The 12,435-nt window shown below is 59.0% G+C and carries 10 protein-coding genes; 5 read left to right on the top strand and 5 right to left on the bottom strand.

From position 1 onward, the window contains the following. Positions 1 to 152: 152 nt before the first annotated feature. Together HFD97_RS16105 and HFD97_RS16100 are read right to left on the bottom strand one after the other, a co-directional pair. Positions 153 to 1,121: a TerC family protein gene (locus HFD97_RS16105; RefSeq protein WP_167432236.1), complete on the bottom strand. Its 969-nt coding sequence runs from the start codon at positions 1,119 to 1,121 to the stop codon at positions 153 to 155. 255 nt (positions 1,122 to 1,376) lie between these two features. Further along, on the bottom strand, positions 1,377 to 2,363 hold the full coding sequence (locus HFD97_RS16100; protein ID WP_167432237.1) for a Gfo/Idh/MocA family protein: 987 nt from the start codon (positions 2,361 to 2,363) through the stop codon (positions 1,377 to 1,379). A 146-nt stretch (positions 2,364 to 2,509) separates the two neighbouring features. Here HFD97_RS16100 and HFD97_RS16095 point away from each other — a divergent pair, with 146 nt between their 5' ends. Beyond that, the gene (locus HFD97_RS16095; protein WP_167432286.1) at positions 2,510 to 4,198 is read left to right on the top strand and encodes a chloride channel protein; all 1,689 of its coding nucleotides are present in this window, start codon (positions 2,510 to 2,512) and stop codon (positions 4,196 to 4,198) included. Here HFD97_RS16095 and HFD97_RS16090 read toward each other — a convergent pair. Further along, positions 4,195 to 4,698, bottom strand: coding sequence for a M48 family metallopeptidase (locus HFD97_RS16090; RefSeq protein ID WP_009087337.1), 504 nt, complete (start codon positions 4,696 to 4,698; stop codon positions 4,195 to 4,197). The genes HFD97_RS16095 and HFD97_RS16090 overlap by 4 nt on opposite strands. A gap of 85 nt (positions 4,699 to 4,783) precedes the next feature. Here HFD97_RS16090 and rlmG point away from each other — a divergent pair, with 85 nt between their 5' ends. Next, positions 4,784 to 5,902, top strand: a complete 1,119-nt coding sequence (gene rlmG / locus HFD97_RS16085) for a 23S rRNA (guanine(1835)-N(2))-methyltransferase RlmG (RefSeq protein ID WP_111208120.1) — start codon at positions 4,784 to 4,786, stop codon at positions 5,900 to 5,902. On the opposite strand, the gene HFD97_RS16080 is transcribed toward rlmG, so the two are convergent. Next, positions 5,903 to 7,921, bottom strand: a complete 2,019-nt coding sequence (locus HFD97_RS16080; RefSeq protein WP_167432238.1) for an NADPH-dependent 2,4-dienoyl-CoA reductase — start codon at positions 7,919 to 7,921, stop codon at positions 5,903 to 5,905. Between the two features lie 150 nt (positions 7,922 to 8,071). Next, the gene (locus tag HFD97_RS16075) at positions 8,072 to 8,779 is read right to left on the bottom strand and encodes a polyphenol oxidase family protein (protein ID WP_167432239.1); all 708 of its coding nucleotides are present in this window, start codon (positions 8,777 to 8,779) and stop codon (positions 8,072 to 8,074) included. A gap of 106 nt (positions 8,780 to 8,885) precedes the next feature. Between HFD97_RS16075 and HFD97_RS16070 the strand changes: the two genes are divergently transcribed. From HFD97_RS16070 to HFD97_RS16060, 3 genes are all read left to right on the top strand, one after another. Next, the gene (locus HFD97_RS16070) at positions 8,886 to 9,695 is read left to right on the top strand and encodes a 5'-nucleotidase, lipoprotein e(P4) family (RefSeq protein WP_167432240.1); all 810 of its coding nucleotides are present in this window, start codon (positions 8,886 to 8,888) and stop codon (positions 9,693 to 9,695) included. 580 nt (positions 9,696 to 10,275) lie between these two features. Next, positions 10,276 to 10,908 carry a carbonic anhydrase gene (locus HFD97_RS16065; RefSeq protein ID WP_033736060.1) on the top strand — a complete coding sequence of 211 codons (633 nt, stop codon included), beginning with the start codon at positions 10,276 to 10,278 and terminating at the stop codon, positions 10,906 to 10,908. Further along, positions 10,908 to 12,383, top strand: coding sequence for a SulP family inorganic anion transporter (locus HFD97_RS16060; RefSeq protein ID WP_009087324.1), 1,476 nt, complete (start codon positions 10,908 to 10,910; stop codon positions 12,381 to 12,383). The genes HFD97_RS16065 and HFD97_RS16060 overlap by 1 nt, the downstream gene beginning before the upstream one ends. Positions 12,384 to 12,435 lie beyond the last annotated feature (52 nt).

Raw genomic sequence — 12,435 nt, 5'->3', positions numbered from 1 at the left:
GGAAAAGATCGGACGAGAAAAGAGAAAGTTCTGCCGCTGTGGAGCGCGTCAGATTTTTATTATGCTGAATAGTGGAAGTGTGACAGAGGGATGAAACGGCGCGGCAGGCTGCCACAAAATAAAACAGGGGCATCCGCTGCCCCCGCAGGTAATTATGGTGCGAGCTTTTTCTGGTCTCTTTTGCTGTTAACCCAGGCATTAATCAGCAGGGTTGATGCCAGAATGAGACCGACCACACTCAGCGAGATGCCGACCGGGATATGGTAGAGATCGACAATCAGCATCTTAAAGCCGATGAACACCAGCACAATCGCCAGGCCATACTTCAGCATCGAGAAGCGCTCTGCCACGTTCGCCAGCAGGAAGTACATGGCACGCAGACCCAGAATGGCAAACAGGTTGGAGGTCAGGACGATGAACGGGTCGGTGGTGACGGCAAAGATCGCCGGAATACTGTCGACCGCAAAGATCACGTCGCTGAGCTCCACCATGATCAGCACCAGCAGCAGCGGTGTCGCAAACAGCACGCCGTTTTTGCGGGTAAAGAACTTCTCGCCGTCAAGATCGTCCGTCATACGCAGATGCTTACGCAGCCAGCGCACCACCGGCTTGTCGCCTACTGCGCCATCATCCTCTTTCGCCAGCGCCATTTTCACCCCGGTAAACAGCAGGAAGGCACCGAACACATAGAGGATCCAGCTGAACTGGGTCACCAGCCAGCTACCGGCGAAGATCATGATGGTACGCAGCACGATAGCGCCTAATACCCCGTAGATCAGCACGCGACGCTGCAGGTTGGCCGGAATAGAGAAGTAGCTGAAGAGCATCAGCCAGACAAAGACGTTATCCACCGCCAGTGCTTTTTCCAGCACATAACCGGTCAGGAAGGCGAGTGTCTGGGTGTTAGCCACTTCGCGTCCTGCGCTGCCTTCCAGATACCACCAGAAAGCGGCGCTGAACAGCAGTGAGACGGAAACCCAGATCAGCGACCAGATCGCCGCCTGTTTAAAAGACATGGTCTGCGCGCCGCGGCGTCCCTGCAACAGCAGGTCGATAGCCAGCATGATAAGCACCACAACCGCAAAGCTGCCCCAGAGTAAAGGTGTCCCCACAGTTTGCATATTCGTATCCTGTCTGAAAAATAAAAAAACGGCTGAAGTCAGAAGACATCAGCCGCTTATTTTTGTGTAAGCAAACCTCGCCTTCCGGCAAGGTCTCACTTACAACACAGAAATCGATTCCGGGTTGCCTGACGACCGGATGCTTGCGCAACGTAGTGACGATCAATCAGATTACAAGTTACTCCCCTTTGCAGAAAGCTACGTTACGGTTTCACCGCCCAGGAAGCAACAGCTCGCAGACATATTTAGAAATATTTACACAACCGCCCGATCGGCCGGGAAGATAACACCGGTCTGTCGACGGATTTCAGTCAGCAGTGCCGCCGTGGTGCGTGAGATCGCAAGCCCGGGATGCGCCACCTGACGCTGCGCCACCAGCCGGGCAAATTCGGCCGCTTCATAACGCATCGTGTTGCTATGCTGCGGCTGACTTAACACCTGCTTTTCTCCGCCGCGGGGCATAAAGGTCAGCTGCTGACACTCCGATAACTTCTCAATAAGCAGCGATCCGGCTTCTCCCTGAATCTCGCTGGGCAGGCTGGAGTCACTGACTTTCGAGTGCAGAATCGTCACGTCAAAATCGCCGTAGTCGAGCACCACCACCCCATGTCCGTCCACGCCGCTCTCAAGCAGGGTGGCGCTGGCCTGCACCCGCTGCGGCGCGCCCCACAGTGCCACCGCCGAGGCCAGGCAGTAATAACCGATATCCATGATCGAGCCGTTCGACCAGCGCGGATCAAAGGTGTTGGGATTTTCACCGTTGAGATAGCGCGGGTAGCGCGATGAATACTGACAGTAACTCAGCAGGGCTTTCCGCATCCGCCCCACGGCGGGCAGTGCTGCTTTTAAATGCAGGAAATTGGGCAGGCTGGCCGTTTTGAACGCCTCAAACAGCACCACCTGATGTTCCCGGGCGCAGGCGATCATCTGCTCCGCCTCGGCCAGATTGGAAGCCAGCGGCTTTTCACAGATGACATGCTTGCCGTGCGACATAAACAGCAGTGCCTGCTGGCAGTGCAGGGCGTTAGGGCTGGCAAGATAGACCGCATCGATCGCCGGGCTGGCGGCCAGGGCATCCAGCGAGGTAAAGGTTGCCTGGCAGGGATAGTCGGCGATAAAGGCGTCCGCCTGCTGCTGATTGCGCGAATAGACCGCACAGAGTTGCATCCCGCCGGTTTCATGCGCGGCATCAATAAACTGGCGTGTTATCCAGTTTGTTCCCACAATGGCAAAACGAATCACGTTTTCTCTCCGGCAGCGGTAAAGCGGCAGAGTAACATCTCTCCGGCGCGGTGCAACGGGGAGGGGCGGGCAGGGATTGATCCTGCGATCCCGATTCCAATACTATGCGGGAGCGATGAATGTCAGGCACCAACCAGGGAGCGCAGGTGAAAGCAAGTAAGCACGCATTAAACTGGACCACACTGCTGATCGCCATTCCGGTCGGGTGTGCCGCGTCGCTGGTGACGCTGGCTTTTCGCGGCGTGATTGAACTGATCAACCATCTGCTGTTTGCCCGCAGCGGGGAGATTAGCGGGTTACTGCCGCTCTGGCCGTGGATTTTCTGGCCGCTGCTGGTGGGGGCTGGTGGTGTGCTGGCGGGCTTTTTTCTGCGTTATGCGGTCGCCATTGAGCAGCAGCAGACGGTGAAAACCGACTATCTTGAGGTGATCAACGCCCGGCTCGATGCGGTGCCGACCCGAACCTCACTGTTCCGCGCCTTGTCCTCCATCGCCAGTATCGGCAGCGGCGCGTCGATAGGGAAAGAGGGGCCGATGGTGCAGCTTTCGGCGCTGTGCGGCAGCGCGATTGGCCGCCTGCTGCCCGCCTCGCTTAACCTGAAAAACAGTGACGTGGTGGCGATGGCGGCGGCGGCGGGGCTCTCATCGGTCTACCATGCGCCGCTGGCTTCGGCGATATTCGTCGCCGAAATCGCCTTCGGCATCTCCGCCCTGCAGCGGCTGATCCCGCTGATTATCGCCTCCGCCACGGCGGTGATGACCATGTGGACGCTGGGCTTTCGCAGCGCGCTCTACCCGCTGGCGGAGGCAAACTTTGCCATGGATCTCAGCAGCCTGCTGATGACGGTGCTGATTGGTTTGTGCGCCGGGCTGGCGGGCTGGCTGCTGATTAAGTGTATTGCCCGCAGTAAAGCGCTGTTCAGCCGGGTCGCCTCCCTGCCGCTGCGCCTCGGTGCAGGCGGACTGGTCGTGGGCTTACTGGCACTGCTCTCAACCGATATTCTCGGCAACGGCTACGAAGTGATTGTGAAGGTGATGGCGGGCCACTATCTGCTGCCGGGCCTGCTGCTTCTGCTGCTGCTGAAAACCGTTGCCACCAGCCTCTCGGTGGGCTCGAATGCGGTCGGTGGGCTGTTTACGCCGTCACTGCTGATCGGCGCGCTGCTCGGCGTGATCCTGGCGACGCTGGGGGCGATGCTGCATCTGCCGCTCGGCAATGTGCTGCTCTATGCCGCCATCGGCATGGCGGCGGTGCTGGCGGCGGTCAGCCAGGCCCCGCTGATGGCGATGCTGATGGTGCTGGAGATGACCCTCAACAGCAGCCTGCTGTTTCCGCTGATGATCGCCACGGTGCTGGCCTCCATGGTGGTCTATCGGCTGCAATCGGCCAGCACCTACCCGGTAGTAAGCCATCACTTCAGCCGTTCAGAAGCGAAATATGATTTCGATAACATGCGCATTGCCGAGCTGATTATTCCCGGCGCGGCGTTGCAGCCGGAAGCGTCGGTGGGGCAGGCGCTGGCGGTCAGTTCACTGAAGCGCGAGCGCTACGTCTATGTGATCAACGCTGAGGGGGCTTTCCTCGGCGTGGTCTCCATTCATGAGATTTCACGCCGGGTGCTGGCACAGGAGATTACCCTCGACTCGCCGGTGCAGTGCGTGATGGATCAGGATTTCCCGGTGATCTATCAGAACCAGAGCATGCGTGAAGGGTGGGAAGCCTTTGCCGCCGTCACGCTGGAGCGGTTGCCGGTGCTGAACAACCCCGCTGAGCGCCATTTTCAGGGCGCGCTGACCAAAACCAGTCTGATCCAGAAAGCGCAGGAGTTTCTTTAAGCCGCGTTGCCGCGCATCGCCTGGTCGGTCATCCAGAGCCGCGCATCAAATTCGAGCTGGTGGTAATCCGGCTCCATATGGCAGCAGAGCTGGTAAAACGCCTTATCGTGATCTTTCTCTTTCAGGTGAGCCAGCTCATGCACCACGATCATGCGCAGAAAAGGCTCCGGCGCGAGGCGGAAAAAGGTGGAGATACGGATTTCCGCTTTTGCCCGCAGTTTGCCGCCCTGCACGCGCGAGATGGCGGTGTGCAGCCCCAGCGCGTGCTTCATCACTTTAATTTTGTTGTCCCACACCACCTTACTGATCGGCGGCGCGTTGCGCATAAAGCGGTTTTTCAGCGCCTGGGTGTAGTCATAAAGCGCCTTATCGCTCACGACATCGTGGGTATCGGGATAGCGCTCCTGCAGAAACGCGCCTAAGCGCTGATGGGTAATCAGGGTCTGCACCTGCTCAAGAAGGGGAGCAGGATAACCCTGAAGGTAGATGAGTGAGGACATTAGGGATTCCAGGCGAAAAAGAGTATACTGCGCGCCCTTTTTATCGGGGCGAAAATTAATCAAAGTGTACCACGCCGGAGAATTCATGAGCCAACTTGAACTGAACGATCGCACACTGATCCTGCATCGCTTCCCGCAGATGCGTGACGAAAGTCCATTACAAGCCTGGGATGCGGCTGATGAGTATCTGTTGCAGCAGGCGCTGCCAGAGGGGCCGGTGCTGGTATTCAACGACAGTTTTGGTGCCTTAACCTGTGGTCTCAATCCGCGTCCCGTCTGGCACGTCAGCGACTCCTGGCTGAGCCAGCAGGCCGCCCGGCAGAACCTCTCTTTCAACGGGATGGATGACAGCGACGTCCACTTTATTGACAGCCTGGCGGCGCTGCCTGCTTCCCCGGCGGCGGTGCTGATTAAAGTGCCGAAGACGCTGGCGCTGCTGGAGCATCAGCTGCGCGCGATTCGTGAAGTGGTGACCCCGGAGACGGTGATTCTGGCGGCAGCTCGCGCCAAAGAGATCCATAACTCCACCCTGCAGCTGTTTGAACAGATCATCGGCGAGACGAAAACCTCGCTGGCGTGGAAAAAAGCGCGGCTGATCTTCAGTCAGTTCAGCCAGCCTGCCCTGCGCGAAGCCAGTCCCACGCAGGTCTGGCCGCTGGATGGCACTCCTTATCAGATCCACAACTACGCCAACGTTTTCTCACGCAGCTCGCTGGATATCGGCGCACGCCTGTTTGTGCAGCATCTGCCGGAAAATATCGAAGGCGAGATTGTCGATCTGGGCTGCGGCAACGGCGTGGTGGGGCTGATGGCGCTGGCACAGAACCCGCAGGCTGAGGTGCATTTTCTGGATGAGTCCTACATGGCGGTCGCCTCCAGCCAGCTTAACGTGGAAGTAAACCGTCCGGAGGATCTGTCACGCTGTCAGTTCCTGGTCAACAACGTGCTGAGCGGCTATCCCTCGGACCGGCTGCACGCGGTGCTGTGCAACCCGCCGTTTCACCAGCAGCACGCCGTCACCGATCACCTGGCGTGGCAGATGTTCCGTGATGCCAAACGCTGTCTGCAATATGGCGGCGAATTGCGCATCGTCGGCAACCGCCACCTCGACTATCACCAGAAGCTGAAAAAGCTGTTCGGCAACTGCACGCTGGTCGCCTCTAACCAGAAGTTTGTAGTGCTGCGTGCAGTGAAAATGCGCTAATCAGACACGCAGCGCCAGCGCGGTCGCCTGTGCGATGGCGCGGCGCGCATCCAGTTCCTGTGCCACATCGGCACCGCCGATCACCGTCACCTTCTGTCCCCGTGCACGCAGCGCCGCTTCCAGTTCGCGCTGCGGCTCCTGTCCGGCGCAGATAATCACATTATCGACCGCCAGCAGCAGGGTTTCACCGTTGCGCCGCAGGTGCAGCCCGCGATCGTCAATCGCCAGATACTCCACGCCGCCCCACATCTCCACGCCGCGCGCCTGCAGACTGGCCCGGTGGATCCAGCCCGTGGTTTTTGCCAGCCCGGCGCCGGGTTTGCCTGTGCGGCGCTGCAGTAGCCAGATCTGCCGTAATGCGGCGGGCGGCTCGGGGGCCACCACACCGCCGCGCTGCGTCAGGCTCTGATCGATACCCCACTCAGCGTAAAAGGCCGCGCGATCTGCGTCATGCGAAGGCTGCGACAGAAACTCCGCTACGTCAAAACCGATGCCACCGGCTCCGATAATCGCCACCCGTTTCCCCACCGGACGCCCATCGCGCAGCACCTCAAGGTAGCTCAGGACGCTGGGGTGATCGATGCCCGGAATATCCGGCGTGCGTGGCTGAATGCCGGTGGCCAGCACCACCTCATCGGCATCACCCAGCCCCTCGGCCGTGACCCGGCAGCCGGTCCTGACCTTCACACCGGCGGCCGCCAGCTGGTGGCGGAAATAGCGCAGGGTTTCACTGAACTCCGCTTTGCCGGGGATCAGCCGGGCAATATTGAACTGGCCGCCGATATCGGCGGCGGCTTCATACAACGTCACCTGATGTCCGCGCCCGGCCGCCTGCAGGGCAAAGGCCATTCCGGCCGGGCCACCCCCGACCACCGCCAGCCTGCGCGGGGCGCGACTGGGGACCACCGGCATCAGCGACTCGTGGCAGGCGCGCGGATTGACCAGGCAGGAGGTGATCTTTCCGGCGAACACCTGGTCTAGGCAGGCCTGATTACAGGCGATGCAGGTGTTAATGCTGTCCGGTTCGCCGCGCTGCGCTTTGCTGACAAAGGCGGCATCGGCGAGGAAAGGGCGCGCCATCGACACCATATCGGCGCAGCCTGACTGCAGCAGCTCTTCGGCGACGGCGGGGTGGTTGATGCGGTTAGTGGCGATGACCGGCACTGACACGTGAGCACGCAGGCGCTGCGTGACCCAGGCAAAGGCCGCGCGCGGCACGCAGGTGGCAATGGTCGGGATGCGCGCTTCATGCCAGCCGATACCGGTATTGAACAGCGTGACCCCACACTGCTCCAGCTCGCCCGCCAGCAGCAGCGTCTCCTCCAGCGTGCTGCCCTCTTTGATCAGATCGAGCATCGACAGCCGGAAGATAATGATAAAACGGTCGCCGGTGGCGGCACGCACCGCGCGGGTGACCGCCAGGGCAAACTGCATTCTCTGGCGGAAGTCGCCGCCCCAGCGGTCGCTGCGCTGGTTGGTGTGCTTCACCAGGAACTGATTAATCAGGTAGCCTTCAGAGCCCATGATCTCCACGCCGTCGTAGCCGGCCTGGCGGGCCAGGCGGGCGCAGCGCGCAAAGTCATCAATAGTCTGTTCAATCGCCGCCTCGCTCATCGCCTGGGGCGTAAACGGATTGATCGGCGCCTGAAGGGATGAGGGTGCGACCAGATCGGGCTGATAGCTGTAACGGCCGGTATGCAGGATCTGCAGGGCGATTTTGCCCTGATGCTGATGAACGGCATCGGTAATCTGCCGGTGCCAGTGACACTGCGCCTCCTCTGTCAGCATCGCGCCGTGGGCGGTGGTGACGCCCTGTGCATTAGGGGCAATGCCGCCGGTGACAATCAGCGCGACGCCTTCGCGCGCGCGCTCGCCATAGAAAGCCGCCAGCCGGGCTGCGCCATCCGGGTGCTCTTCCAGGCCGGTGTGCATGGAACCCATCAGGAAACGGTTTTTCAGTCGGGTAAAACCCAGGTCCAGCGGCCTGAACAGCGCGGGATAGTCGGAATGAACGGCCATGATCAGCACTCACGATAAAGTGGTCGGATGAGTTAACTCTAGCCATTTCTGTGTTAAAAAAAAGTGAAAGAGTGTCAGGGTGTGAGTGAAATCAACATCAGCCGCGACAGGCTGTGCGTCCGCCGTGGCCGATTTTCAGGGCGGGCGCGATTATCGCCGCCGGATCCAGGAGTAGCGGGAGTGATAGCCGCTGCCCGTATGGGTGTTGAAGCGGTAGCTTGAACCACTCTCGGCCATACAGTAGGTGCAGACGCCGACATTATCGATCTGCGCAGCCGGAACGCCCGCATCGACCAGCATCTGCGTCGCCAGCGCCGGCAGATCGAACCAGAGACCCTGCTGACGCGCCGTCGCCTGCGGGCGCTGAGCCTCACCATTGACCGGCTGCTGCCTGTGCCAGCGCAGCCCGCGGGCCAGCGCCGGATTCCGGGCGATCTCCGCCAGCTGAGGTTCGGCCAGTTCATAACAGCAGGGGCCGAGTGCCGGGCCGATCGCCACCAGCAGATTCTCTGGCTCGCTGCCCTGTTCGCACAGTTTTTCCACGGCGCGGATCAGCACGCCCGCCAGCGTGCCTTTCAGTCCGGCATGCACCGCCGCCACGATGCGCTGCTGAGGATCGGCGATCAGCACCGGCAGGCAGTCAGCGGTATACACCGCCACCGGGCGCGTCCCGCTGCTGATAATGCCATCCGACTCGCAGCTTTTGGATGGGGTGTTTTCGACGTCGAAGACGACCGTGGCACTGTGGCGCTGATGCCCCCAGGCGCCGTCGGCGGGCGGTGGCTCACCGGCGGGCTGAAAGGCATAATCCACCCAGTCCAGCGAGTCGAGCAACGGCGAGCGCGGGATAACGGCCATAGGAATCTCCTGTGATAACAGCGTGCATTGGGCTGCCAACAGCTTACGTTAACTGCTACATTTTTGAAGCGTCTCCTCAGCCCTTTCTCACCTTAAGGATGAAATGATGAAAACCTCCGCAAAACTTGCCGCCTCCGGACTGGTTGCCCTGCTGCTGACCGGCTGTGCCTCCCCGTCACATCAGACCGCTCAGCAGCAGCTCGGGCAGCAGTCGGTGCTGGCAGTCAACTGGTTCCAGCAGTCCGGCGAATATCAGGCGCTGACCTGGCAGGCGTTTAACACCGCACGCATGGCGTTCGATCAGGCGCCGTCGCTGACCGGCAAACCGAAAGCCGTAATTGTCGATCTGGACGAAACCATGCTGGATAACAGCGCCTACAGCGCCTGGCAGGCGAAAAACGGTCAGCCGTTCAGCAGCAAGAGCTGGTCAGCCTGGACCCAGGCGCGACAGGCGAAAGCAGTGCCCGGCGCGGTTGAGTTTGCACGCCACGTCACTCAGAACGGCGGCACGCTGTTCTACGTGTCGAATCGCGATCAGAAAGATTACGCCGCCACGGTGGCGAATATGCAGCAGCTCGGTTTTCCTGACGTCAGTGAAAAAACGGTGCGTCTGAATACCGACAGCTCCAACAAGCAGGCGCGTTTCGATGCCATCAAAAATGCGGGCTACAACGTGGTGCTCTACGTGGGCGATAACCTCAACGATTTCGGCGGGGCGACCTGGCATCAGGGCAATCAGCAGCGTCGCGATTTTGTGAATCTCAATCATCAGCAGTTTGGCACGCAGTTCATCGTGCTGCCGAACCCGCTTTACGGCGACTGGGAGAGCGGGATGGCGGAGAATTACAATAAGCTGACGCCGGAACAGCAGCTCTCCGTGCGGGAATCGCGCCTGCAAAGCTGGAACGGTAAATAATTCGTCAAGAAAAAGAGCCTGACATGTTCAGGCTCTGTTTAATTCTGGTCCTGATTTACTTTCCGCTGTCACTATTTTGCTGCGAATTAAATTAATCATCTCTCGCTTTATTCTTATCTCAAAGCAGGCGTATTTAACTGGCTCTCTGCTATTAAGATGGTCGATTGTGCTAATGGTTAATTTTTTAATTAAGAGTAATCCTGGTAAAAGTGGGGCGAACGGGCAGGGTGAGAAAAAGCCATGCGGTTAGTGTTTGTATTTATTTGTCAGCAATAAATTAAGCCTTTTATTTTATAGTTTTTAATTGCCTGATATATCTTGTCTTAATCTGCGCTGTTTATGTGTCCTCATTTTTCTCCTGCTGAATTAAATTTACTTTCCTCTGACTTTTGCTGACGTTTAATTGACAAATCATGCCATGTTAAAGCGTTGTGAAATATTGCTCGTGCATTGGTAATGGTTAACGTCTATAACCTTTTTCTGTGACCTTGTTCTTATTTACCTGGCGGCTCTCACGCTATTTGTGAGCCGATACACTTTGTGATCAGCCAGGATGCGACATCCCGGTAGTAGAGAGAAGATGAATGTGACGACACTTAAACCCTTATTAGCGAAAAATCGCAGTTGGGCATTACAGCGCCGCCAGCGTAATCCAGACTATTTCAAAAAATCCCTTCATCAGCAAAAACCGCACTCGCTCTGGATTGGCTGTTCAGACAGCCGTGTTCCGGCCGAAGTGCTGACCGGCTCCCACCCAGGCGAACTCTTTGTGCATCGCAATATCGCCAACATGGTGCTGGAGGAGGATGACAATCTGCTGAGCGTGCTGCAATACGCGCTCTTCTTTCTCAACGTGAAACGCATCGTGCTCAGCGGCCATTACGGCTGCGGCGGGGTAGAAGCCGCACAGAACCTGCCAGGCAGCGTGCTGGAAGGGCAGGACACCGCACTGGGAAGGCGTATTCAGCGGCTACGTGATGACATTCAGCAGGGGCTGGCCGAGGAAGGGCCAGCAGACGCCACCCCCGATGAACAACGCGATCGGCTAGTTGAAGCCAACGTTAAAGCGCAATTCGCCAGGCTGGTGAAGTCTGAGCCGGTCAGGCAAATCTGGCAATCGGGCCAGGAACTGGAGGTGTTTGGTTGTGTTTATGACCTGCGCTCCGGCCATCTCAAAGAGCTGATTCATCAATCTTCAGAGGAGCCTTCATGATGAATTCTGATACCCTGCGCCGCGACATCCCGGCGGGTCTGGTGGTTTTCCTGGTGGCTTTACCGCTCTGTCTGGGTATCGCTCAGGCCAGCGGGCTGCCGCCGTTTGCCGGTCTGCTGACCGGGGTGATTGGCGGTCTGGTCGTCACCTCGTTAAGTCCCTCCCGCTTTGCCGTCAGCGGTCCGGCGGCGGGTCTGGTCACTATCGTTGTCGCCTCGATGGCGACGCTGGGCAGCTTCTCCGCCTTCCTCACCGCGCTGATTATTGCCGGGGCATTGCAGTGCCTGTTGGGTCTGTTGCGCGCCGGACGGTTTATCTCGCTGGTGCCGGGCAGTGTGATTAAAGGCATGCTGGCGGCGATTGGCCTGCTGCTGATCATGCAGCAGATCCCGGTGGCGCTGGGCGCGGCGGGCGATGCGGAGCTGGTTTCGCTGGTGAATGGGCAGATGACCTTCTCACTGCCGTCGATTGTCGTGGCGGCGGTCGGTTTAGCCATTTTATGCCTCTGGACAACCGCCCCGATCAAACGCATTAAGGCGCTGGCCTGGATCCCCGGACCGTTGATTGCGGTGCTGGTCGGCTGCGTCGCTACGGTGGCAGGCGGAAGGCTGTTCCCGGAGATGGCGCAGGGGCTGGCACGCATCTCGCTGCCCGCCTTCGACAGCGTCTCTGCGCTGGTGGCTGAGCTGGAAACGCCTGACTGGATGGCCTGGCAGAATCCGCAGGTCTGGGTCGTCGCCGTGACGCTGGCTCTGGTTGCCAGCCTGGAAACCCTGCTGAGTCAGGAAGCGCTGAAAAAGCTGCGTCCGCAGACGCCCGCGCCGTCGCCCAACAAAGAGATGTTCGCTCAGGGCATCGGTAATCTGACCGCCGGTTTTCTGGGCGCGATGCCGATAACGGCGGTGATCGTGCGCAGTTCGGTCAACGTCAGCGCGGGGGCGCAGACAAAGCTCTCCATCTTCATTCACGGTGTGTTGCTGCTGATCTGCGGCATGTGGTTCAGTGAGATGCTGAACGCCATTCCCCTGGCCAGCCTGGCCGCGGTGCTGCTCTACACCGGCTATAAACTGGCGACCCCTAAACTCTTTGTCGAACAGTTCCGGATGGGGGCCCAGCAGTATGTGCCGTTCCTGGCGACCATCGTCGGCATTATTACGCTGGGGATGCTGGTCGGTATCGGCATCGGTATCGCCACGCAGATCCTCTACAGCATCTATAAAAGCCATCGCAACGCGCTGCAGCTCACCCGTTATGACGATCACTACGTCCTGCGCTTTCAGCAGAACCTGACGTTTATGCACAACCCAAAGCTGCAGGGATTGCTGGATGAGATCCCGGAGAACAGCGTGGTGATTATCGATAATGACAATGCGGAATATATCGATCCCGATGTGAAAGCGGTGCTGAAAGATTTTGGCGACAACGCGGACAAGCGCGGCATCCGCCTGAGTCAGTGGCCGGTGGCCGTAAAATAGCCCGAAGCGCAACGGCAGCATCAGCAGAAGAGCAAAAATCGGATATCTCGGA

Origin of the sequence: Pantoea sp. EKM103V (assembly GCF_011800365.1) — a bacterium.
In the GTDB taxonomy this organism is placed as follows: domain Bacteria; phylum Pseudomonadota; class Gammaproteobacteria; order Enterobacterales; family Enterobacteriaceae; genus Pantoea; species Pantoea anthophila.
The sequence above is the reverse complement of the archived record's forward strand: the minus strand, read 5'-3'. Positions and strand labels throughout refer to the sequence as shown.